Origin of the sequence: Streptomyces sp. NBC_01478, from assembly GCF_036227225.1 — a bacterium.
In the GTDB taxonomy this organism is placed as follows: domain Bacteria; phylum Actinomycetota; class Actinomycetes; order Streptomycetales; family Streptomycetaceae; genus Streptomyces.
This window is the reverse complement of the sequence record NZ_CP109444.1, coordinates 10,266,769-10,290,332: the sequence shown is the minus strand read 5'-3', so window position 1 is coordinate 10,290,332 and position 23,564 is coordinate 10,266,769. Positions and strand designations below refer to the sequence as shown.

18 protein-coding genes and 1 pseudogene are annotated in these 23,564 nt (G+C 71.0%); 12 read left to right on the top strand and 7 right to left on the bottom strand.

Features of this window, described 5'->3' with window-relative positions:
* Positions 1 to 400 precede the first annotated feature (400 nt).
* On the top strand, positions 401 to 1,150 hold the full coding sequence (locus OG223_RS45850; RefSeq protein ID WP_329262634.1) for a hypothetical protein: 750 nt from the start codon (positions 401 to 403) through the stop codon (positions 1,148 to 1,150).
* 47 nt (positions 1,151 to 1,197) lie between these two features.
* Positions 1,198 to 2,217: a hypothetical protein gene (locus tag OG223_RS45845; RefSeq protein ID WP_329262632.1), complete on the top strand. Its 1,020-nt coding sequence runs from the start codon at positions 1,198 to 1,200 to the stop codon at positions 2,215 to 2,217.
* Positions 2,218 to 2,301: 84 nt separating this feature from the next.
* Here the strand turns inward: OG223_RS45845 and OG223_RS45840 are convergent, their stop codons facing one another.
* Complete coding sequence (locus tag OG223_RS45840) at positions 2,302 to 3,084, bottom strand: MBL fold metallo-hydrolase (RefSeq protein ID WP_329262630.1); 783 nt, start codon at positions 3,082 to 3,084, stop codon at positions 2,302 to 2,304.
* A 110-nt stretch (positions 3,085 to 3,194) separates the two neighbouring features.
* Between OG223_RS45840 and OG223_RS45835 the strand changes: the two are divergent.
* Positions 3,195 to 3,621, top strand: a pseudogene (locus OG223_RS45835) (transposase); the annotation flags it as partial.
* Positions 3,622 to 3,847: 226 nt separating this feature from the next.
* Positions 3,848 to 4,945, top strand: a complete 1,098-nt coding sequence (locus OG223_RS45830; protein WP_329262628.1) for a mechanosensitive ion channel family protein — start codon at positions 3,848 to 3,850, stop codon at positions 4,943 to 4,945.
* A gap of 13 nt (positions 4,946 to 4,958) precedes the next feature.
* Here the strand turns inward: OG223_RS45830 and OG223_RS45825 are convergent, their stop codons facing one another.
* A complete protein-coding gene (locus OG223_RS45825; protein WP_329262625.1) occupies positions 4,959 to 6,545 on the bottom strand; it encodes a M1 family metallopeptidase in 1,587 nt (528 codons plus the stop codon).
* Positions 6,546 to 6,755: 210 nt separating this feature from the next.
* On the opposite strand from OG223_RS45825, the gene OG223_RS45820 reads away from it, so the two are divergent.
* The 6 genes from OG223_RS45820 (at position 6,756) to OG223_RS45795 (ending at position 13,202) form a co-directional block, all read left to right on the top strand.
* Entirely contained in the window at positions 6,756 to 8,975 is a 2,220-nt protein-coding gene (locus tag OG223_RS45820; protein WP_329262623.1) for an NADP-dependent isocitrate dehydrogenase, read from the top strand.
* Between the two features lie 267 nt (positions 8,976 to 9,242).
* Positions 9,243 to 10,106: a helix-turn-helix domain-containing protein gene (locus tag OG223_RS45815; RefSeq protein ID WP_329262620.1), complete on the top strand. Its 864-nt coding sequence runs from the start codon at positions 9,243 to 9,245 to the stop codon at positions 10,104 to 10,106.
* Complete coding sequence (locus OG223_RS45810) at positions 10,103 to 10,336, top strand: DUF397 domain-containing protein (protein WP_329262618.1); 234 nt, start codon at positions 10,103 to 10,105, stop codon at positions 10,334 to 10,336. Before OG223_RS45815 ends, OG223_RS45810 begins: the two co-directional genes overlap by 4 nt.
* A gap of 14 nt (positions 10,337 to 10,350) precedes the next feature.
* Positions 10,351 to 10,962, top strand: coding sequence for a hypothetical protein (locus tag OG223_RS45805; RefSeq protein ID WP_329262617.1), 612 nt, complete (start codon positions 10,351 to 10,353; stop codon positions 10,960 to 10,962).
* 145 nt (positions 10,963 to 11,107) lie between these two features.
* The gene (locus OG223_RS45800) at positions 11,108 to 11,920 is read left to right on the top strand and encodes an N-formylglutamate amidohydrolase (RefSeq protein ID WP_329262615.1); all 813 of its coding nucleotides are present in this window, start codon (positions 11,108 to 11,110) and stop codon (positions 11,918 to 11,920) included.
* Positions 11,921 to 11,978: 58 nt separating this feature from the next.
* A complete protein-coding gene (locus tag OG223_RS45795; RefSeq protein WP_329262612.1) occupies positions 11,979 to 13,202 on the top strand; it encodes a cytochrome P450 in 1,224 nt (407 codons plus the stop codon).
* Between the two features lie 55 nt (positions 13,203 to 13,257).
* Here the strand turns inward: OG223_RS45795 and OG223_RS45790 are convergent, their stop codons facing one another.
* From OG223_RS45790 to OG223_RS45780, 3 genes are read right to left on the bottom strand one after another with little or no spacing between them, the layout of a single operon-like run.
* Positions 13,258 to 13,800, bottom strand: coding sequence for a hypothetical protein (locus OG223_RS45790; RefSeq protein WP_329262611.1), 543 nt, complete (start codon positions 13,798 to 13,800; stop codon positions 13,258 to 13,260).
* A gap of 5 nt (positions 13,801 to 13,805) precedes the next feature.
* Positions 13,806 to 14,444, bottom strand: a complete 639-nt coding sequence (locus OG223_RS45785; RefSeq protein ID WP_329262608.1) for an RNA polymerase sigma factor — start codon at positions 14,442 to 14,444, stop codon at positions 13,806 to 13,808.
* Entirely contained in the window at positions 14,441 to 15,877 is a 1,437-nt protein-coding gene (locus tag OG223_RS45780) for a S8/S53 family peptidase (protein ID WP_329262606.1), read from the bottom strand. Before OG223_RS45780 ends, OG223_RS45785 begins: the two co-directional genes overlap by 4 nt.
* A gap of 100 nt (positions 15,878 to 15,977) precedes the next feature.
* On the opposite strand from OG223_RS45780, the gene OG223_RS45775 reads away from it, so the two are divergent.
* The gene (locus OG223_RS45775; RefSeq protein WP_329262604.1) at positions 15,978 to 18,593 is read left to right on the top strand and encodes a CHAT domain-containing protein; all 2,616 of its coding nucleotides are present in this window, start codon (positions 15,978 to 15,980) and stop codon (positions 18,591 to 18,593) included.
* A gap of 484 nt (positions 18,594 to 19,077) precedes the next feature.
* On the opposite strand, the gene OG223_RS45770 is transcribed toward OG223_RS45775, so the two are convergent.
* A complete protein-coding gene (locus tag OG223_RS45770; RefSeq protein ID WP_329262603.1) occupies positions 19,078 to 20,970 on the bottom strand; it encodes a LuxR family transcriptional regulator AbsR2 in 1,893 nt (630 codons plus the stop codon).
* Between the two features lie 97 nt (positions 20,971 to 21,067).
* On the opposite strand from OG223_RS45770, the gene absR1 reads away from it, so the two are divergent.
* Entirely contained in the window at positions 21,068 to 22,174 is a 1,107-nt protein-coding gene (absR1, locus tag OG223_RS45765) for a beta-glucuronidase AbsR1 (protein ID WP_329262600.1), read from the top strand.
* A gap of 124 nt (positions 22,175 to 22,298) precedes the next feature.
* On the opposite strand, the gene OG223_RS45760 is transcribed toward absR1, so the two are convergent.
* Positions 22,299 to 23,183, bottom strand: a complete 885-nt coding sequence (locus OG223_RS45760) for a sulfurtransferase (RefSeq protein ID WP_329262599.1) — start codon at positions 23,181 to 23,183, stop codon at positions 22,299 to 22,301.
* Between the last annotated feature and the right edge of the window lie 381 nt (positions 23,184 to 23,564).

Sequence of the window (23,564 nt, the reverse complement as noted above, 5' to 3'; positions counted from 1 at the left end):
GGTCCGCTTGCGGCGGCGGTGGACGCGGATGGCCGGGCGGGCGTGAGGGAAGGCGATTCCGCCGAGCCGGTCGGTGACGGCGCAGGTTTTTCACCGAGCGGGACTCACGGCGTCCGTGCCCCGCCCCGGAGGCGGCACACTGGTTGGTCTTGATCACGGCGATGCAGTAGGCCTTCTTGATCTCGACCGGCCAACGGCCGTTCCTACAGGAAGCCCGGTGCGCTACGATCGCGACGCTCGCAATGGGTGGCCGACTCGGAATACGTGAACTTAAAGCTTCCTCGGGGGGAATGTTCATGCTGGTCAAGGATCACTTATCGGCTGTCCCTGCTGCGCTCTCCACTGAAACCGATACCGTCGAGGCTTCGGTGAGCAGTGCGCCGCATGTGACGGGGCGGCGATGATTCTCGCGGTCTCGCTCGGCATTCTCTCCGCAGTCGCCACGATTTTCGCCGCGCTTCTGCAGCGCTCGTGGAGCGACTCCCGTATCCGGATGCCAAGGCATGAATCGATCAAATTCCGGGACATGCACGAGAGCGCCTCCTTCTCGGTGCAGGACGTGGCCAAGATCCTGGATCTCACCGAAAGTAGCGCAGACGATCCGCAAAGGAATCCCGGGACAGCAATCCTGTCTGATTCGTATCTGATTCGCCGAGAATCGGACAAAGGCAATGGGATGGTCTTCCGGTATGCCTCGAGGGGCAATATCGAGGGCCGATGTGCCAGCCACACCGGAAATCATTCCATAGCCAGTTACGAGTCGACCCACTTCCCGGTGGCCAAGGTCATCTCGGTTCCGCTCCCCGACTTGGCGGTGAGCAGTACAACCAGAATCACGAACGAAATGACCTTCACGGGCGCATTTGACGGCGCCGAAGAGGAGGATTTCTGTACCCATATCGAGCGGCCGATCCGATCATTGACGATCTTCGTCTTCTTCCCTCAGGGCAAGCCCTGCCGCTTGGCGTCGGGTGAATTCCGAATCGGAGAACGCAGTCCATACAAGCCTGTGAACGGGAGTGACAGACCGTTGATTGTCGAAAATGGCCGGCTTCTGTACTGGCGGGTCGTACCCAAGACCGGCACATGGCTGCACGTGGATGCTACGTACCGTCTTGGATGGGCGTGGGGGCGAACCGGTGCCGATTGATCACCGGTGCTGTGGTGATGTCCCACAACCTGCTTCAGGAGCCGCTCGTGCCCAGCAACTCACCCGGATCCGCCCCAGGACCTCCCCGGGGCGGTGACAAGCAGCAGCCATCGTCATCCAGAGCCTGGGTTCCGGCCCGGCGTTTCCCTGAGAGCTATCCCGGCGATTGCCCCACCGGTCACTACCTGTATTTCGACGGCTCGGTACTTCCGGTCATGGAGTCAGGGTCCGATGAGGGGTATGAGGTCACGCACGGTGGCCGCACGGTGCCGATCGACCGTTTTCTGGCGGACGCCGGGCTCCCGCCGCTCTCCGAGCGCTTTCCGGTGCTGGCCTACGGTGCCAATCGGAATCCTGCCACCCTTGAGGTGAAGCTCCTCAACTACGGGTACGGAGCGCATGCCAACCAGGCCATTCCTGTGCTGTCCGCCAGGCTCACAGACGCCGACGTCGTTGCGTGCGGACTCCATGGCCAAGGTTATATGTACGGCGAACTCCTCATGGGCAGTCCGTTCAGCAAGGGCGTCGAGATCAATGTCCGGGTGCTCTTCGTGGACGAGGATGGTCTACGGGTGCTGAACGAGAGCGAAGGAGTTTCCGAAGGCATGTATTCGGTCGCACGAATACCGGGCGTCCGTGTGTCGGGGGCGATGGGTGAAATCAGCGTCCTAGGTTACGTTGCCAATGCGCGCGTATGGACCTCGCCTCATTCAAACAGCCCGATTGCCTATTCGACGATCAACGCGACCGGCAGGCGAGTGCCTGCCATGACACCGCGGCAGATCATGGAGCACGCGCTGGACGTACTCGATTTACGAGACCTGGTGTGCCGTCTTTCCGGGCTGGATCGGGATGGTGCCCTGGCCGGTGAACTCGCCAAGTATCTGAACGGTCAATGGTGGTACGCGTTCAACACCGGAGACGCCCCGATCCAAGGATATTCACGCATCCTGGAGCAATTCAGGACATCGATGGCGAACAGTGCGTTGCCGAGCAGGACGTACGACTATCTCGAACAACTCGGATGCCTTCTCCCTCCCGGTACGGAGTATCAGCGACGCGAGTAGTCCGCGAGGGCCCGCACGTTCCGCCGGTCGCACGGGCAGAGTGGTTGCAAGTTCGGTGTGGGTGTCCGGTCTCGGGAAGTGGTCTCACCGGTCCTGTTCGGCGTGGCGATGGACCTGGATGTCTCGGTGGAGGTCGATGACGAGACCACTGTCAGCGACCGTGATGCCGCCTTCGTATGCGCGGCGGGCAGCGTCCACGGAGGCATGTGGGTCCGATCCGGGCCATAGATGGGTGAGCAAGAGGCGACCCACCTGCGCTTGAGCGGCGTACTGGCCGGCCTGCCGCGCGCTGGAGAGGTACTGCGCGGAGTGCTCGGGCACTTCCTCGGCATAGGTGGCCTCGGCAATGAGTACATCGGCGTCCCGCGCCAGGTCCGTGATGTCGGGGCACGGCCCGGTGTCACCGGTGTAGGCCAGGTGCTGCCCGCCGGCCGTCAGCCGGATGCCCGCGTTGGGCACCCAGTGCGGCAACAGCCGCGTGGCTGCCTCGAACGGACCGATCTCGAACCGCGCGCCCGGTGTGAACTCGTGCAGCAGGTAGGAGGCGTCGAGCATTCCCGGCCGGTCCAGGGCGAGGACCGCATCGAGAGCCCGGGGTGGGGCGAAGACCGGCAGTGCGGGCGGCGGGTCGTCGTCCAGGGCCCTGGCCCGCAGCAGCGGGTTCAGGTCGGCACAGTGGTCGGGGTGCCCATGACTGATCAGCACCGCGTCGACGCCGTGCGGAGCCGTATGCTCCAACAGCCGGGGCAGGGCGGCGTATCCGAGGTCGACGACGAGCCGAAAGCCCTCGTGCTCCACGAGGAAACCACTGCACGCCAGACCGGCCGACGGCCACGCACCACAGCCCCCCAGCACAGTGATCCGCATGGTCTTCACCATACGAGACCCACCGGCCGGCATGTGCTCATTTCAGAGGGACAGCCGGTTGCACGGACTGTGCGGCCACCGGTGGTCATCGTGGTCTGTGAAGACAACAAGTGCTCAGGCGATGGCTGCGGGTCGAACCCCGGCGCCGGGTCCGGAAGTTGGTGCTCGGGCCGCTGTCGGACCTGCCGCGCAAGAACTGCTGGACCATCGCGGAGTGGGCCGGGGAGACCGCCCCGGACGGCATGCAGCACCTGCTCGGTCGGCGTCCAGCGCCAATACATCGGCACCGCGGGCAGGATCGACAACACACCGGTCGCCGTCCACCTGGTCTACGCCGGTCGCAGCGGGCACGCGGCGGTGGATCGGGAACTGTATGTCCCGCGCTCGTGGACGGCCGGCCCCGGTCTCTGCCGGGATGCCGGACTCGGCGAGGACACCGCCTTCGCGACCGAACCAGAACGTGCCACCCGCATGACCACCCGGTTCCCGGACGCCGGCCACGACGCTTCGTGGGTCGCGGGCGACGAGGTCCACGGCGGCAAAGGGAATCGTCCGAAAGTCGTGCTCACAGCCCCGGACCAGGTACGAACTCCCCTCCCCGATACGGCAGGATGAGCGGTCGCGTCGGTGCACGGGTCCGCCCGGCCGGCGCGATGGCAACTCCGGCAATGCCCGCAATTCGAGCAGGTGGCAACGTGACGACACTTCACATCCGGCCTTCGGCGGCCCTCTTCGCCGTGGCTTCTCTCCCCGGAGGTGACCGATGAACCGCACGCCGACCCTGGACGACTTCATGCTCGCCGGAATCGCCCTGGCCTCGGGCCTGTTGGCGGCCTTCCTGCTGCGCGTGCTGCTGCGCTGGCTCGGCAAGCACGCCGACCGTACGCGCTGGAGCGGCGACGACGTGATGGTGGACGCCCTGCGGACCGCGCTGCCGTGGTCGGCGGTCGCCGGTGGCGCGGCGGCCGCGGGGGCGGTGCTGCCGTTGACGCACACGGTCCAGCACCAGGTCAACCAGAGCCTCAAGGTGCTGATCATCCTCGCCGTGACGGTGTCGGCGGCCCGGGTGATAGCGGGTCTGGTCCGGGCGGTCACCAACTCCCGCTCCGGGGTTGCCGGTTCGGCCACGATCTTCGTCAACATCACCCGGATACTGGTCCTGGCCATCGGCTTCCTGGTGATGCTCCAGACCCTGGGCATCTCGATAGCGCCGATGCTCACCGCCCTCGGCGTCGGCGGCCTCGCCGTGGCGCTCGCTCTTCAGGACACGCTCGCCAACCTGTTCGCGGGCATCCACATCCTCGCCTCGAAGACCGTCCAGCCCGGCGACTACATCAAGTTGAGCAGCGGCGAGGAGGGGTACGTCGAGGACATCAACTGGCGCCAGACGACCGTACGGGCGCTCTCCAACAACCTCGTCGTGATACCGAACGGCCAGCTCGCCAAGACGAACATGACCAACTTCATGCGTCCCGAGCAGGAGTTGACGATCCTGGTCCAGGTGGGCGTCGGCTACGACAGCGACCTGGAGCATGTCGAGCGGGTGACCATGGAGGTCATCGGCGAGGTCATGACCGACATCACCGGCGCGATCCCGGAGCACGAACCGGCGATCCGCTTCCACACCTTCGGCGACTCCCGGATCGGCTTCACGGTGATCCTGGGTGTCGGCGAGTTCAGCGACCAGTTCCGTATCAAGCACGAGTTCATCAAGCGCCTGCACAAGCGGTATCGGGACGAGGGCATCCGCATTCCGGCACCGACACGGACGGTGGCGCTCCAGCAGGGGTCCATCGCCATACCGCAGCAGCGGATCCCGGAGGACGAGCCGGGCGAAGTCCCCTCCACCCGGCTCGACTGACGGATCAACTGGCTTAGAGAGTCGCCGAGTTGTCGCGGTAGTGCCCGTCGGTCCGGCTGTGCGGGGCGGTGAGGGACGGGTTCACCGGCGTCACCGTCCAGTCCGGATGACCGGGCATGCGCGGCGTCGCCGTACCGTAGAGCCAGTCCCGCAGGAAGCCGGACAGGTCCTGGCGGGAGACCTTCGAGGCGACGGCGATGTAGTCCTCCGTCGTCGCCGCGGAGTCGCGGTACCGGGCGAGGAAGGCGCGCTCCACGGCGTGGAAGGTGTCCTCGCCGATGAACTCCCGCAGGGCGTACAGGACGAGGACGCCGCCCAAGTAGCGCTGGCTGTCGAAGAGGTTGACCGCGTTCGGGGCGGCGACCGGGCCGGAGTCGTGGCGCCACTGGTCGCCGCGCGCGTAGGTGTTCTTCATGCGGGCTTCCATCGTGGTCAGACCGAGGGAGTCGGCCCAGCCGCGCTCGTAGCGGTAGAGCAGCCCGTAGAAGTCGGCGTGGCCCTCGTTCAGCCACAGGTCGGCCCAGGTGGCGGGGCTGACGCTGTTGCCGAACCAGGAGTGGACCAGCTCGTGCATCATGTGCGAGCCGATCTTGCTCTCCTCCTGGAGCAGGAAGTTCGGCTTGTACAGCGTGAGGGTCTGGGTCTCGAGTCCCGTGAAGTCGAAGGCATTCGGGGCGTCGGAGTTGCAGGGCAGCAGTCCGTACGTCTCGAACGGGTAGGCCCCCAGGCGCTGTTCGAGCCAGTCGACTTGGCCCGGCGTCAGCGCGAGCGCCGGTTCCAGGGCGGCGGCGCGCGCGGTCGGCACCACGTCCCGCAGCCGCAGGCCGTGCGGGCCCCGCCGGTCCTTGATCACGTAGTCGCCGACCGTGATCTGCACCAGCTCGGTCGCCATGGGTGAGCGGGAGCGGTAGCCGAACGCGGTCCGGTCGCCGTCCAGCCGCTCGGTGCGCACCAGTTGACCGTTCGCGACCCCGCGCAGCCCGTCCGGGACGGTGATCCGGAACGTGAAGTCGGCCTTGTCGCTGGGGTGGTCGTTGCAGGGGAAGACGGTGTGCGCCAGGTTCGGCTGGCCGCACACCGCGAAACCGTCGGGAGTGACGACCCAGCCGCCGGTGGGCGCGGCGGCGCGGCCCGGGTCGGCGGAGTACTCCACGCAGACGGTGACCCGGGCCTTCGCCGGGAGCGTCCTGGCGGGCGTGATCCGCAGTTTCTCGCCGGCCTGCTCGAAGTCGGCCCTACGGCCCTGGACGCGGACCTCGTGGATGTCGAGGCCGAGGGCGTCCAGGGAGAACCGGGTCAGGGACTCGGTGGTGCGCAGTTCTATCGTGACCGTGCCGTCGACGAGTTTCGTCGTCGCGTCGTAGGCGAGGTCGAGGTCGTAGGAGCGGACGCGGTAGCCGTCGTTGCCGAGGCTCGGGTACACCGGGTCGCCGAGGGTCTCGGCGCCCTCGCCGCCGTATCCCCGTCCGGTCGTCCCATCTCCGTTCGCCTCGTCAGCGTTCCCCCGTCCGGCCGCGAAGGCCGGGGAACCCACGGTCAGTGCTGTGGCCGTACCGATCAGGGCGGCCACCGGGGCCGTCACTCTGGTGCGATTTCTCATGATCCGCTTTCGCTCGGGCGGCCGGGTGGTCAGCTCCGGCCGTCGGTCAGTGAAGGTGATCCACCCCTTACTGACCACGGGGCCGGGCGAACGGTTGCCCTTGATCGACGGACAGGTGTTCGCGCAGTGCGGACGGACCGCTGTCGAGTGGGACCGCATCACGAGATATCTTGATGTCGAGCAATGTTGCAGACGTGGAGCGGAGCACCGGTGACTGACTCGACCATCATCTATACGCACACTGACGAGGCCCCGGCCCTGGCGACGTATTCCTTCCTGCCGGTGGTCCAGGCGTACGCCTCGCAGGCGGGTGTCGCCGTGACCACGCGGGACATCTCGCTGGCCGGGCGCATCATCGCCGTGTTCCCGGAGTACCTGACCGAGGACCAGCGGATCCCGGACGCCCTGCACGAGCTGGGCGAACTGGCGAAGACGCCCGAGGCCAACATCATCAAGCTGCCGAACATCTCGGCGTCCGTCCCCCAGCTCAAGGCCGCCGTGGCCGAGCTGCAGGAGCAGGGCTACGCGCTGCCGAACTACCCGGACGACCCGAAGACCGACGAGGAGCGGGACATCCAGTCCCGCTACGACAAGATCAAGGGCTCCGCGGTCAACCCGGTCCTGCGTGAGGGCAACTCCGACCGGCGCGCCCCCGCCTCGGTCAAGAAGTACGCCAAGACCCACCCGCACCGCATGGGTGCCTGGTCCTCCGACTCCAAGACCAACGTCGCCACCATGGGCGAGAACGACTTCCGCTCCACCGAGAAGTCCGTGACGATCACCGAGGCCGGTGCGCTGCGCATCGAGCTGGTCGCCGAGGACGGCACCACCACCGTGCTGCGCGAGTCCGTACCCGTCCTCAAGGACGAGGTCGTCGACGCCTCCGTGCTGCACGTGGCCGAGCTGCGTGAGTTCCTCACCGCGCAGATCGCCCGCGCCAAGGCCGAGGGCATCCTGTTCTCGGTGCACCTCAAGGCCACGATGATGAAGGTCTCCGACCCGATCATCTTCGGCCACGTGGTCCGCGTCTTCTTCCCGAAGACCTTCGAGCAGTACGGCGCGACGCTCGCCGCGGCCGGTCTCTCCCCGAACGACGGTCTCGGCGGCATCCTCAAGGGCCTGGCCGCGCTGCCCGAGGGCGACGCGATCAAGGCGTCCTTCGACGCGGAGATCGCCGAGGGCCCCGCGCTCGCGATGGTCGACTCCGACAAGGGCATCACCAACCTGCACGTGCCGTCGGACGTGATCGTCGACGCCTCGATGCCGGCCATGATCCGCACCTCCGGCCACATGTGGGGCCCGGACGGAGCGGAGGCGGACACCCTCGCGGTGCTCCCGGACTCCTCCTACTCCGGCGTCTACCAGGCCGTCCTCGACGACTGCCGCGCGAACGGCGCCTACGACCCGTCCACCATGGGCTCGGTGCCGAACGTCGGCCTGATGGCGCAGAAGGCCGAGGAGTACGGCTCCCACGACAAGACCTTCGAGGTCCCGGCGGCCGGTACGGTCCGCCTCGTCGACCAGGCCGGCGATGTCGTCCTGGAGCAGTCGGTCGCCAAGGGCGACATCTTCCGTGCCTGCCAGACCAAGGACGCCCCGATCAAGGACTGGGTGAAGCTGGCCGTCACGCGTGCGCGTGCCACCGGCAACCCGGCGGTGTTCTGGCTGGACGAGACCCGCGCGCACGACGCCCAGTTGATCAAGAAGATCGAGGCGTACCTGCCGGAGCACGACACCGAGGGCCTGGACATCCGCGTCCTCGCCCCGGTCGAGGCCACCAAGCTGTCGGTGGAGCGCATCCGCCGCGGCGAGGACACCATCTCGGTGACGGGCAACGTGCTGCGCGACTACCTGACCGACCTCTTCCCCATCCTGGAGCTGGGCACCAGCGCCAAGATGCTGTCGGTCGTCCCGCTGATGGCGGGCGGCGGCCTCTTCGAGACGGGCGCCGGCGGCTCCGCCCCGAAGCACGTGCAGCAGCTCGTCAAGGAGAACTACCTGCGCTGGGACTCGCTCGGTGAGTTCTTCGCGCTGGTCCCCTCCCTGGAGCAGTACGCGACGTTCACGGGCAACGCCCGCGCGCAGGTCCTCGCCGACACCCTCGACCGCGCCACGGCGACCTTCCTCAACGAGGACAAGTCCCCGACCCGGCGCGTCGGCGGCATCGACAACCGCGGCAGCCACTTCTTCCTGTCCCTGTACTGGGCGCAGGAGCTGGCCGCGCAGACCGACGACGCGGACCTCGCGAAGGCCTTCGCCGCGCTCGCCGAGACCCTCGCGGGCGCCCAGCAGCAGATCGTCGAGGAACTCGGCGCGGTGCAGGGCAGCCCGGCCGACATCGGCGGCTACTACCAGCCCGACCCGGCCAAGGCCGCGAAGATCATGCGCCCGTCGACGACGTGGAACGAGGCGCTGGCTTCCCTGAGCTGACGCAGCGAGCCATGTGTACGTCGTGGCCCCGGCCGGGTTCTCCCGGCCGGGGCCACGACGTTCCCAGCCGGGGCTACGGCATTCCCGGCTGTGTCCCGCAGGCCAACACACGCGCTGACGGGCGCACTTGGCGACCGAGAGACTTCCTCCACGCAATTGCGTGAGCCAAATGTCTCGAACGAAGTCACCAGTGGTACAAGGCCGTTGGCGCTGGGGCACACTTGCATGGAGCAAGACTTCAGCCGGGCGACTGCGAGGGGTGAGGCGATGGCCACGGCCGCCGGCCCGACGGTACGGCGCCGCCAGCTCGGATCCGAGCTGCGGCGGCTGCGGGAACACGCGGGGATGCGGATCGAGGACGTGGCGACACACCTCGAGTGCTCCATGTCCAAGATCAGCCGGGTGGAGACCGGACAGGCCCCGATCAAGGCGCGGGACGTCCGGGATCTGCTGCAGTGGTACGGAGTGACCGATCCGGTGCGGATCGAGACGGTCATGCAGATCCACAAGGACGCGCAGCAGCAGGGCTGGTGGACCCACTACGGCGAGGTGCTGCCCTCGGGCATGGCCACCTACGCGGGGCTGGAGGCCGACGCCCGCGTGCTGCGCTCGTACGAGCCGACGTTCGTGCACGGTCTGCTGCAGACCGAGGAGTACGCGCGCGCCGTGATCGCGGCCGTCCGGCCCAACGAGCCTTCCGAAGTGGACCAGTTGGTGCGCTTCCGCAAGGAGCGCCAGGAGCTGCTGACCCGCGAACCGGACCCGCTGGAGCTGTGGGTGGTGATGGAGGAGAGCGTCCTGCAACGCCCCGTCGGCGGCAAGGAGACCATGGCCGCCCAACTGGAGCATCTGATCGAGGCGACGGCGCTGCCGAACGTGACGATCCAGGTCATGCCGACCGCCAAGGGCGCCCACGCGGCCCTCGCGGGGACGTTCTCCCTCATGGAGTTCGAACCCCGGATGCCCACGGTCGTCTACATCAACTCCATCGCAGGCAACGTGTACTTGGAGCGGGAGCGCGATGTGCGCACCTTCATCCAGACCTTCGACCTGGTGCGGGCCGCCGCTCCGGACCCGCAGGACACACCCGCGACGCTGGAGCGGATAGCAAGGGAGATACACGCACCATGAGCACACCCCACGGACGACGGATACCGCAGGCCGTCCTCGACTCCTCCGACTGGCGCAGGAGCAGCCGCAGTTCGGGCAACGGCGCGTGTGTCGAGGTCGCCGCCGTCGGCGCTGTCGTCGCCGTCCGGGACTCCAAGCGCACCGGCGGCCCCGCCCTCGTCTTCGCGCCGCGGGAGTGGCGCAGGTTCCTCGACACGGCGGCGGGCGGGGATCCCGTCCACCGCTCCTGAGCGGAGGGCCGTCCATGGCCGCCGTCTCCGCTTCCCTGCCCGTCACCCCGACGTCCCTGCCCGTCGCGTCCGGCGCCTTCTACACGCTGGAGGCGTTCTGGACGGCGGCCGGAGTCGCTGTCGCCGTCATCGTGGGCTGCGGTGCGATCTGGGCCGCGTTCAGAGCCGCCCATCCTCGTCGGCGCCTCAACTACAGCGTGGACCATGCCCCGTTGGTGGACCGGCACATCGGCGCGGGTCTGGAGATCCGGCGCAACGGCACCCTGCTCAGCGACCCGTACGTCGTCACGGTGGTGCTGACCAATCCGGGGCGGCGGGACATCGCCAGCAGCGCGTTCGACCGCGGTGAGCCGTTCCGGGTGTGTCTGGGCGTGCCCTGTGTCGAGCTGCTGGGCTCCGAGTCCCAGCCGAGCGCGGCGCAGGCCCCGCCGGCCCGGATCAGGGGTGCGGAGCTGCGCATAGGACCGGGCCGGATCGGCTGTGGCACCAAGGTCGTCTATCGCGTGCTGGTCGACACGGCGCCGTCGTACGACTGCCGGCACTCCCTGCTCGACGTGCGGGTCCAGACGGTGTCCGTGCCGCCGCCCCGGGGAACGAACCGGCCGGCACCGCTCGTGCTGCCCTGACCCTTCGGCTTCCGGGGTCGTCGGCGGGGCGCCCGGTGATCTGCTCGTTGCCGACAGGCACGGTCGTGCTCCCCCGGTCCGTGATCGTCGATGCGGATACCTTGATCCTGCACCACGCCACTGACAACGCCCCGGGGAGCCGCCCGTGTCCCATCCCTCCGCGCCGCCCTCGCCGTCCTTCGAGCTGCTGCCCGGCGCCGCAGACTCGCCCGTGATCCTTCATGTGCCGCACTCCGCGCGGGAGATACCGGCCGACGTCCGCGCGGACCTCCTGCTGGACGACCCGGCGCTGGAGCGCGAGCTGGACCACATCACCGACAGTCACACGGCCCGGATCGCCGATGAGGCGGCACGCGCGTGTGCCCTCACCCCGTGGCGGTTCGTGAACCGACTGTCGCGTCTGGTCGTCGATCCGGAACGCTTCCCGGACGAGCGGGAGGAGATGCTCTCCGTGGGCATGGGCGCGGTCTACACCCGCACCACGCACCACGCCGACCTACGGCCCGCCGACCACGACCCCGGTCCGCTGGTCGAGCGCTACTTCCGGCCGTACGCCCGCGCGATGACGGAGGCCGTCGCCGACCGCCTGGCCACGACCGGCCGGGCCGTCCTCATCGACCTGCACTCCTACCCCACCGCCGCGCTCCCCTACGAACTCCACGGCACCGACCCCCGGCCGGCCGTCTGCCTGGGCACCGACACCGTCCACACCCCGCCCGCACTGCTGTCGGCGGCACGGAAGGCGTTCGCGGAGTGCGGGGAGACCGGGCTCGACAGCCCGTTCCGGGGGGTCTACGTCCCGCTGGAGTTCTACGGCGAGGAGCCGGCCGTCGGCGCCCTGATGGTGGAGATCCGCCGGGACACGTACATGACGGAGCCCGGCGGCCTGCCCGACGGCCCCGGCGTCGCCCGGCTCGCCGCCGCGCTGGCGGCGCTCGTGACCGCCGTGAGCGACTGACCTCCGGCTGGAGCAGCCCCGCAGGACAGGCGGCCGGAAGCGTACGAGGGTGGACGGCATGACCGAGGAGACCACCACGCTGACCGGCCAGGCCCCGCCCCCCGTCCGGGACTGGCCCCCGCTCGACCTGACCGGGACGGAGTTCGACCCGGTCCTCGCGGAGCTGATGCGCGAGGGCCCGCTGAACCGGATCCGGCTGCCGCACGGCGAGGGCTGGGCGTGGCTGGCCACCCGCTACGACGACGTGAAGATGATCACCAATGATCCGCGGTTCGGCCGCGCGGAGGTCACCACGCGTCAAGTGACGCGCATGGCACCGCACTTCAAGCCGCGCCCGGGCTCACTGGCGTTCGCCGACCAGCCGGACCACAACCGGCTGCGCAGGGCGATCGCGGGCGCGTTCACGGTCGGTGCGATGAAGCGGCTGCGGCCGCGGGCGCAGTCACTGCTCGACGCGCTGGTGGACGGCGTCGTGGCGGACGGGCCCCCGGCCGATCTGATCGAGCGGGTCCTGGAGCCCTTCCCGATCACCGTGGTCAGCGAGGTCATGGGCGTGCCCGACGAGGACCGGGACCAGGTGCACGCCTGGACGCGGCAGATCATCTCCACGTCCGGCGGCGCCGAGGCCGCCGACCGCGCCAAGAACGGCATGTACGCGTGGATCACGGACACCATCCGCGCCCGCGCCGGGAGCAAGGGCACCGATGTGTACTCCCTGCTGGGCAACGCCGTGGCCCGGGGCGAGATCAGCGAGCCGGAGGCGGCCGGCGTGGCGGGCCCGCTGCAGATCGGCGGCGAGGCGGTCACCCACAACTGCGGCCAGATGCTGTACCTGATGCTCACCCGCCCCGACCTGCTGGAGCGGCTGCGCGGCCAACCCGAGTCACGGAGTGCCGCGTTGGACGAACTCCTGCGCTACATTCCGCACCGCTCCTCGGTCGGGCTGGCCCGGATCGCCCTGGAGGACGTCGAGTTGCACGGCCTGCGCATCAGCGCGGGCGACCCGGTCTACGTCTCCTATCTCGCCGCCAACCGCGACCCGGCCGTCTTCCCGGACCCGGACCGCATCGACGTCGACCGCGATCCCAACCCGCACCTGGCCCTCGGCAACGGCGCGCACTACTGCACCGGCGCCGTACTGGCCCGGCTCCAGACCGAACTCCTCGTCGACACCCTGCTGGACCGCCTCCCGGGGCTTCGACTCGCCGTGCCCGCCGAGGAGATCGTCTGGCGCCGGAAGACCATGATCCGCGGGCCGCAGACGCTGCCGGTGACCTGGTAGGCGGCTCGTGCGCGAGGACGGAGGCGTAGCGCACTCCGTCCTCGCGGACCGGCGGTCACGCCCGCAGCCACTCCGTGACGACGACCTCCCCGCCGGCCCGCAGCCGTAGCGCGAAGGGGCCGGCCGGGGGTGTGTCGCCGGCGAAGCGGCCCATGGCGTCGGCCGTGAGGGTGGTGGGGCGCAGGAGCTGGGAGCCGCCGAGGACCTCGATGCCGGCCGCCTGGGGCGGCATCACCTGACCCATCAGGCCCTCGCTCGTCACCTCCACGTCGATACTGAGGGCGCCCGCGGTGAAGGTGAGCATGCGGGGTACGTCCGTGGCTCCTCTGATCGGGATCGCGTCGACCAGGGAGTCGAAGGTGAGCTCCGCGAGCCGGGCGTCGAGGTCGTGGAAGGCGTAGGCGTCCATGGCGAGTTGGAGCAGCTCGGCGGGGACCGGGTCCAGGACGGCAGCGGCCTGCCGCAGCTCCTCCTCCAGGAGTCCGTCGTCGAACTCCCCGCCGTCGTCGCCCTGTTCGCCCCCACCGTCGTCGAACTCCTCGTCGTCGAAGGGTTCCTGACCGAAGGCACCGAACGGGTCGGGACCGTCGTCGTACATGCCGTTCACACCGCCCCCCGGGCGTCGAGTCGGGCCCGCAGCCGGCGCAGGCAGCGCTGGCGCATCGGGCCGATGCTGCCGACGGCGATCCCCAGCCCGGCGGACACCTCCAGATAGCTGGGCGGCGGCGAGGCCATCAGTACCCGCAGCAACTGCCTGCACCTTTCGCCCAGTTCCTCGAACTCCTGCCACAGCCGCCGGACGCGCTCGGCGTCGGAGGCCGCCTCCTCCGAGTCGATCAGCGACTGCTCGGGGGTGCGCTCCTCGCTGACGCGGTCGAGGAGTTGGGGATCGTCCGTGGGCATCAGCCGCCGTAGGCTCTTGATCACCTTCAGGCATTCGTTGCGCGCGGTGGACGCCAGCCAGGAGCCGGCCTTCTCGGGTTCCCGGATGCGCCGCAGATGCTGGGAGAAGCGCAACCACACGGTCTGGTACACCTCGTGGCCGTCGGCGTCGGAGAGCCGGTGGGCGCGCACCACGGACCAGACCAGTGGGCTCAGACCCTCCACGAGCGCCTTCCAGGCCGCCGCGTCGCCGTCGACGGCGGACTGGACGAGCGCGCCGACCTCTGCACGGTCCACAGTGCCACCCCTCGTGTACGGCATGTCATCGTACGCCGTGGAGGGGACGGTTCCGGCCCTCATGCCGGAGGGGAGAGCGGTACGACGGGCACCGGGCGCCAGGTGGGTGGGCGCAGCGCCGGTACATGCGCCCCGCGCACTTCGGCGTACTCGGTGTTGGCCGCGAGGAGTTGGCCGCGGGCGGCACGCGCGTCGCTCTCCTTGTTCGCCGTCATGAAGGCGGCGACCATGCCGGCGGCGACGGGCGCGGCGAACGAGGTGCCGCTCCAGTGCGCGAACCCGTCGAAGGTCACCTGGTCCGGGCTGCCCGGCTCGGCGTCCCCGGCCTGGCTCAACACGCCCTTGTGGGCGGGCGATTGGCAGGTGCAGGTGTAGGTGAAGCCGAACCGGCAGGCGTCGTAGGTGGTGTGCTGGTAGGCGTACGGCGTGGGGGTGTCGAAGCCGGTGAGGGGGCCGATGAGCCGCTCGCCGGGAGCGTAGGCCTTGACCCAGGCGCCGTGGTTGCTGAAGCAGGCGCCGAACTCCCCGTCGCTGCGCAGCGCGCCGACCGAGAGGACGACGTCCTGGTAGTCGGGCAGGTCGGCGTAGGCGGCGGGCCAGAACGGGCTGGCGCTGGCGTTGTTGCCCGCGGCGGCGACGAGGAGGGTGCGCTGTCCGCGCAGGGCCTGCATGAAGCCCTCGACGCCGAGGAGTCCGTCGGTGCGGCCGTTGGAGGTGCCGGCGGAGAGGCTGATGACGTCGGGCCAGCCGTTCTGGTCGACGGCGGCGAACAGGGCCTCGCCGAAGTCGGATTCGAGAATGGCGCCCGCGTCGTTGAGGGTGTTGCGGACCGTCACCTCGGTGTTGGGCGAGACGGCCGCGACGAGCCCGGCGATGAACGTGCCGTGCCCTACGTACTGTTGGAGCACCCCCGCGTCGTCGGTCTCCCTGATCTGCGCGTCGCCCTGGACGTGGGCCAGCAGCGGGTAGGACCGGTAGTCGTGCATGAGGCCGGTGTCGATGACGAGGACGCCGACGGCGGAGTCGGGGTCGTAACCGGCTTCCGCGGGCGCCGGGTTGGCCCCTTCGGAGCGCGGGGCGGGCACGGGTTCGTCGCCGGGACAGGCGTTCACGGCGATCGACACCACGTGGTTGCGGCTGACCAGCCGGCGGCCGGCGCGGCCTTCCGGTTCGCGCAGGGCGCGCAGCGCGTTCGCCACGGCGTGGTCGGCGCGCCGGTCGCCCTGGCCCGGGTCGCCGACCTGGATGCGGGTGATGCCGGACCGGTTGGTCTCGGGGCCCGCCCGGCGCACGGAGTCCGGGGTGAGGTCGGGGGCGGCGGTGAAGTGCGTGCGGACGGTGTCCTCGACGAGGCGGGCCTCCTCGCCGTCGCGGGCGAGCACGACGCCCTTCTCGTAGAAGAACTCGGCGGAGTCGTCCGGCCCCATCGCCAGGGGGATGTCGGGCATCGAGCGTTGGATCTGGTCGAACTGCTCGTGGAATCGCTGTGGTGCCATTGCGTGTCCTCCCACTACGGCGGCGGTCGTCAATCAGAGCCGCCGGACCGCTACTTGATACAGCACCAAACCTGTGTGGTGTGCAACCGGGACCACTAGCATGGGAGGAGTGACAGCGGGAAGCGACTCGGTTCTCGACCTCCTGCCGATGGTGTTCGCGGCTCCGAGCGAGGCGCTGGCCGGTGCGCGGGAGGTCCTCGACGGCGGTCCGACGCCGTTCCAGGCCTCCGTGGCGCATCACGTGATCGGCATCTGGCAGCGGGACTTCGGCGATCTACGGCTCGCTCTGCGGCATCTGCGGCGCGCCCGCGACCTGGCGGCCCGCGCGGATTCGGCGGACCGGGAGGCGGACGTCCTCGGCACGCTCGGTGTGGCGTTGGTGCACGCCGGCCGTACCCGGCAGGGTCTGGCGGCCTTCGAGCGGGGCATCGCCCGGGGCACGGGACAGACCCGGGCGCGGGTCCTGTTCCGGCGGGCGTACGTCTGGTGGGTGCTGGGCCGTCACCGGGAGGCGCTGGACGACGTACGGCGGGCGATTCCCGTGCTGCGGCAGGTGGACGACACGATCTGGACGGCGCGGGCGCTCACCCTGCGCGCGACCGTGCATCTCGCGCTGGGCGCGGTGGACCGGGCCGACGCCGACTTCACGGCGGCCGAGCTGTTGTGGGAGACCACCGGCCAGGAGCACGACAAGGCGGACGCGGTGGAGAGCCGGGGGCTGGCCGCGTTCCGCTCGGGCGACATCCCGGTGGCGCTCCAACTGCTCGACGAGGCACAGGAGATGTACGCCAAGCTGGCCACCCCGAGCTTCATGCTGACCGTCCGCCGCTGCGAGGTGCTGATGAGCGCGGGGCTGGCCGGGGAGGCGCTGGCGCACGCGGACACGGCGGTCGGGCTGCTCGACGGCATCGGCGGTCAGTCCACCCGCAAGGCGGAGTTGCTGCTCGTGGCCGCCCGGGCCGCGCGGCTCGCGGACGATCCACAGACGGCGATCGCGCGCGCGGCCGTGGCGGTCCGGCTGTTCGCCGCACAGCGGCGCACCTGGTGGCAGACGCATGCCCAACTGGTGCTGATCGAGGCCCGGTTGGCGGCCGGGCGGGCGTCGGGGCGGCTGGTGGCGGACGCCGCCGCGGTGGCCGACCGGCTGGCCGGCTTCGGCTCGCCGTCCGCTCCGGAGGCCTCGCTGCTCGCGGGCCGGATAGCGCTGGAACTGGGCTGGACGGCGGACGCGGAGCGGCACTTGGCGGTGGCCGCCCGCAGCAGACGCGGCGGCCCGCCGCTGGCCCGGATGACCGGCTGGGCGGCGCAGGCGCTGCGCGCGCAGGCCGCGGGTTCCGGTCGCGGGGTGCTGGAGGCGTGCCGGCGCGGCCTCGACGTGCTGGACGATCACCGCACGACCCTGGGCGCCTCGGAGTTGCGGGCGCGGGCGACCGCGCAGGGCGCCGAACTGGCGGCGCTGGCCCAGCGGGCGAGCCTGGTCTCCGGCGGTCCGCGGCGGCTGCTGGTGTGGAGCGAGCGCTGGCGGGCGACCGCGCTGTCCACTCCGCCCACCCGACCGCCCGCCGACCCGGTGCTGCTCACCGACCTGACGGCGTTCCGCGAGATCGCCGCCCGCGCGGAGCAGGCCCGCATGGAGGGCCGTCCGGTGCCGGCCCTGGAGCGTGAACAGCGGCGCCTGGAGCGGGAGATCCGCTCCCGCACCCTCCATATGCGCGGTGACGCCCCCGGCGAGGGCGACCGCTTCGATCCGTCCCGCCTGCTGGCCCGCCTCGGTACGGGCCGGCTGGTCGAACTCGCCGTCGTGGACGGCCGGGTGCACGCCCTGCTGTGCGGGGCGGGCCGGGTCCGCCGCTTCGAGGCGGGCCTGCTCGCGGAGGCGATGGCCGAGGCGGAGCACGTACAGGCGGGGCTACGGCGGCTGGCGCATCCCGGGGCGGAGGCCAGGCTCCCGGTGGTGGAGGCGGCGGGCCGGCGTCTGGAGGAGCTGCTTCTCGGCGAGGCCGCTCAACACCTGGGCTCCGGGCCGGTGGTGGTGGTTCCGCCGGGCCGACTCCACCGCGTCCCCTGGGCGTTGCTGCCCTCGCTGCGCGAGCGGGTGCTCAGTGTGTCGCCGTCGGCGGGCGGTTGGCTGCGCGCGCTGGACACCGAACCGCCGCCCGGCGATCGGCACGTCCTGGTGCGCGGGCCCGGCCTCGCGACCGGCGGCGCCGAGGTCCCGGACCTGGCCGGCCGGTACGGCAGGCGGCCCACGGTCCTGGAGCACGACGGTGCCGAAGTCCCCCGGGTGCTGGCCGAGTTGGACGGCGCGACCCTGGCCCATATCGCGGCCCACGGCACGTTCCGCGCGGACAGTCCGCTGTTCTCGTCGCTGCGCATGGCCGACGGCCCGCTCATCGTCCACGACTTCGAACGCCTCGCCCGCAGCCCGTACCGGATCATTCTCTCCAGTTGCGAAACCGCCCGCCTGGCCTCGGTGGGAGCCGATGAACTCCTGGGCCTCGTCACGGCGTTGCTCCCCCTGGGCACGGCGGGCGTGGTGGCGAGCAGCGCCCCGGTCAACGACGCGGCGGTGGTCCCGCTGATGCTCACCCTGCACAAGGGGCTCAGCGCGGGCCTGTCCCTGGCGGAGGCCCTGCGCGACGCCCGGGCCGCCCTGCCGGGGGACGCGACGCATCAGGCGACGGGGTGGGCGTTCACGGCGTTCGGGGCGGCGTGACCCACCGGGCGGGCGGACCGGGCTGTCGATCGTTCCGCCGGGCGGCCGGGCCGGGCCGTCGGGACGGCTCGCCTGTCCCTGGCGAAGGCCCTGCGCAACGCCCGGGCGGCACTGCCAGGGGACGCGACACCAGGCGACCGCGTGGGCTTCACGGCCTTCGCGACGGCCTGACCCGCCGGGCGGGCGGACCGGGCTGTCGATCGTTCCGCCGGGCGGCCGGGCCGGGCCGTCGGGACGGCTCGCCTGTCCCTGGCGAAGGCCCTGCGCAACGCCCGGGCGGCACTGCCAGGGGACGCGACACCAGGCGACCGCGTGGGCTTCACGGCCTTCGCGACGGCCTGACCCGCCGAGTAGGCAGGCCAGGCCGTAGACCCTCCTCGCCGGGCGGGCGAGCCGGGCCGTCGACCGTTCTGCCGGGCGGGCAAGCCCGGCCGCCGATCATCCCGCCGCGCGGGCAAGCCCGGACGCCAACCGCCCCCGCCGCTCAGGCCGACTGCGCCGTCGGCAGTTCCACCAGCCACGGGAGTGCGCCGCGGTCGCTCGCGCCGAGGCGGGCGTAGGCGCTGTAGAGGTGGTTGCCGACGGTGCGGACGGAGAGGGTGAGGCGTTCGGCGATCTGGCGGTTGCTGAGGCCCGCGGCGGCGAGGGTGACGATCTGCCGCTGGCGGGCGGTGAGTTCACCGAGGACCAGGCCGGACAGGGCCGGGGTGCGGGCGCCCTGGCAGCGGCGGGCGAGGGCGACCGCGCGGGTGCGGGACATGCGGGCGGCGCGGGGGTCGCGGTGGGCGCGGACCGCTTGGGCGTGCGCCTCGGCCGCGAAGAGCAGGAAGCCCCGCTGTTCCAACTCCCCTGCCACCTTGTCCAGCGCGGGTCCGTCTCCCTCGACCAACGCCTCCGCGTGCCTCGCGAGGACGGCCGGTCCGTCGCCGGGCAGCCGGGCGAGCCGTCCGGCGACCTGTTCGGGAGCACCGAGGCGTACGGCGTCGTAGAGGACGTACGCGGCGGGCCTGCCGTCCTCGGCGGTGGGGCCGCGGCTCTCCTCGCCCTCTCTCCACCGGTCGGCCGCGGTCTCGCGCGCCGCCTCCGCATCGCCCCGGGCCGCCGCGAGCCAGCCGCCCGCGTCGCCCGGCGCGGGGTGGGCCAAGGCCTCGTCGGTGGCGGGGACATCGCCCGACTGGGCGGCGGCCAGGGCGAGTTCGACCGCGCTGGCACGGTCCCCCGGGGACTCCCGCAGTCCCTCCCGCGCCCAGGCCGCCGCCTCGCGCAGTTCGCCCCGCAGCCTCGCGAACCGGGCGCGGACTGCGGCGTACCCGGCCGGTACGGGTGCGCCCTCCGCCACCAGCCACTCCCCCACGGGTGTCGGCAGCGGGCGTACGTCGGTGCGGTCGATGCGGTCGCTCAGCGCGGCCCGTTCGGCCGCGAGGGCCGGGGCGCACTGGTCCGGGGTGCGGGCCAGCCGCCGGGCCCGGAGCCGGCCGGCCGCGGCGCGCAGCGCGGGGCCGTGCAGCGGGTGGGCGAGGCGGACGGCACCCCGGTCGTCGACGCGGATCAGGGCCTCGGTCTCCAGGCGTTCGAGGACGTCGAGGTCGAAGTCGTCCAGGGGCGCCGCCAACGGCTCGGCGAACGCGAGGCGTTCGAGGTTCTCACGGTCCTCGGGGCCGGTGCGGGCGAGGACCTGTGCGGTGCGTTCGCGGACCGTCGCGGTGACCGGGACCGGCCCGCGCCAGGTCCACTCGCCGGAGTCGGTCGCCCGGGTCAGCAGCCCGTGCTCGCGCACCGCTCCGAACAGGTCGCGCAGCAGGCGCAGATCACCCTGGCAGAGGCCGTACAGGCGGTTCACGGTGAGGGGTTCCAGCGGGCCGCCGGCGCCGAGGGCCAGCAACTGCGCCGTCTCCTCGCGGGGCAGCGGCTCCAGCGCGAGGCGCGGCAGCAGTTCGCCGGTCCACAGGCGCGACACCGCTCCGGGTACCGGGTCGCCGTCGGTCACCACGACCACCAGACGGGTGCGGCCGTGCACGGCGAGCTGGTGGACGAGGGCGGCCGAGGAGCCGTCGAGCAGATGGGCGTCGTCCACGAGCAACAGCCGGACGCCGGACAGGAGTTGGACCGCGCGGTGCAGGGTGACGCGCTCGGGGAGCAGGTGCGCGAACGCGGCGAAGGCGATCCCGCGCGTCTCCGGCGTCCCGGTGACCTTGGCGCAGTCGCTGCCCCGGACGGCCTCGGTGACCAGCCGGGTCTTGCCCCGGCCGGCCGGACCTGTCACCACGATGCCGGGTCGGCCGGCCGTCAACGAGCCGCGGATGAGCTCGAGTTCGTCCTCCCGGCCGGCGAACGGCCAGGGCAGTTCCAGGGTCTTCGCATCCTGTTCGAAAGTCATCACGCACATATGACTCCGGCTACTCACCCTTGATACAGGGTGACTTGAGTAGCCCTCGACTCAGGCGCCCGGGAACGGTCGACGGCAATCTGGTCGCATGACCGCTCGCTACTGCTCCCTCGCGCAGCAGCCGGCCCCGGAGTTCCGACCGGGACTGGCCGCAGAGCGGCGCAGTGCGCTCATCGGCGGCAGCCGGATGTGGGTCAACGGCACAGTCCTGCACTACTACTTCTTCGACGCCGGCAACCCCGAGAACTCGGCCGCCACCGACAGCTCCGTCATCCCGGTTCCCGGGACCGGCGAGCTGCGGCGGGTGCCGTGGGGCGGCGCCAAGGAGCAGCAGGACGTCGTACGCGAGTGCTTCCGTGAGTGGCAGGGCCTCGGCATCGGGCTCGGCTTCGCCGAGGTCGGCGACCGGTCGGAGGCGGAGCTGCGCATCGGGTTCCAGCCCGGTGACGGTTCCTGGTCGACGGTCGGCCGCGACGCGCTCACGGTCGGTCTGTCGGACCGCACCATGAACTTCGGCTGGGATCTGACCGCGCCTGGGCAGCGCTGCACGGCCCTGCACGAGATCGGGCACGCGCTGGGTCTGCTGCACGAGCACCAGAGCCCGTTCGCCGGTATCCACTGGGACGACGAGGCCGTGTACGCCGAGTTGTCGGGCCCGCCGAACTTCTGGAGCCGGGACAAGACGCTCTTCAACATCCTGCGCAAGCTCGACCCGGACGAGGTCAACGGCTCCGTCTGGGACCCGCAGTCGGTCATGGAGTACCCGTTCGCGTCGGGACTGATCCTGGAGCCGGAGGAGTACCGCACGGGTCTGCACCCGCACGGCAGCCTCTCCCCCTCCGACAAGGAGTTCGTCCTGCGCCGGTACCCGCCCGCCGGCCCTCCCCGGCCGGCCGAGCTGGTGCCGTTCCGGTCGGCGCCGCTGCGCCTGGGACCGGGCGAGCAGGCCGACTTCGCCATCGAGCCGACGCAGACGCGCGAGTACGCCGTCGGCACCTTCGGGGACAGCGACGCGGTCGTCGTGGTCTTCGAGGAACGGGACGGCGAACCGCGTTTCCTCGCCGGTCAGGACGACGGGGGCACGCCGCACAACGCCACACTCAAGGTCCGGCTCGTCAAGGGCCGCCGCTACTTCGTCCGTGTGCGCCTGTACTCCACGTGGGGTTCGGGGGAAACCGCGGTGATGTGCTGGTAACAGCATGTGTACAGCCGCACGCGGGCGAACGGACCATCAGTCCGGCGCCGGGGGAATGGTCGCGGATGTCGCCTTCGGGGGAGGGAGACATCCGCGACCACGCCGTTTCCGGGGGCGTGGTCGCTCAGGTCCCCGACTCCAGTGGCCTGACAGGGTCCTTGGACCACTCCTCCAGCGAACCGTCGTAGACGGAGATGTCCGTACGGCCGAGCAGGGTGAGCGCGAATGCGGCGCCCGCGGCCGAGATGCCGCCGCCGCAGTACAGGACGACCGGCGAGTCCTCGGTGTCGAGGACCGCGCCGACCCGCGCCGCGAGTTCTTCGAGGGGCAGCACGCGTCCGGACGCGTCGAGGAGGCCCCGGCCCGGGAGGCTGCGGCTGGCGGGGATGTGGCCGCGGCGGCTGTAGCGGGTGGGCACGGAGCCGTCGTAGCCGCCGGTGGGCAGCGCGCACACGAGGGTGCCGGGGCGCTCGCCGCGGCTGACGGCGGCGACGTCCTCGATGCCGGCCCACAGGTCCGGTCGTACGACGGGGGTCACGGGGCGGACGGCCGGCGCCTGGTCGGTGTCGTCCCCGGCGGCCAGCGGCCGGCCGGCCGTCGCCCACGCTTCGAGACCGCCGTCCAGGACCGCCGCCGGTACGCCGATCGCCCGGAGCATCCACCACAGCCGCGCCGCCCAGATGCCGCCCCCGCTGTCGTAGGAGACGACCTCGCTGCCCTCCCCGACGCCCAGCTCGGCAAGTGCGGCGGCGAGGGCCTCGGGGGACGGCACGGCGAAGTGGTACGGCGCGTCGTGGTCGGAGAGGTCGCCGGTCAGGTCGGCGTGTCGCGACCCGGGGAGATGCCGTTCGGCCCAGGTCCCGCGGCCACTCGCGGAGCGGTGGTCACCGTCCTCGCGGGGTGAGGGCAGCAGCGCGGTGGCGTCGAGGACGACCAGCCGGGGATCGTCGAGATGTGCGGCGAGCCAGGTGTCGTCGACCAGTGGGCCGGGCAGCAGGGAGGTGGTCATGGCCGCCGATCGTACGCCCGCGACCTGGGCGTCTCACTCCTCGGGCATGCACGTCCCATATTTCGGACCGTGCTTGCACAGAATCCGGGTAGTGCGGTTATCGTTCGGCCATCTACGCGGGAGCCCCTACCCGGTTGGGCTGAGAGGGCGTCTGGGACCGGCTCGTCGAGAGTCCGGCCCCCATGGGGACGCCGACCGCACCACTCGCGCCTCAGCGCCCGCGTAGGAGTTCACGTGTCTGCAGCAGTCGAGCCCCAGCACCCGGTGGTCAACTCCCCGGCGCGCCGCTCCTGTTGTTGTCGCATGCACTGATCCACCGCCTTCGCGCACCCCCTCTCCCCTCCCTTCAGGCGCCGTCACGCCTGCGCACCTCCCGGAGTA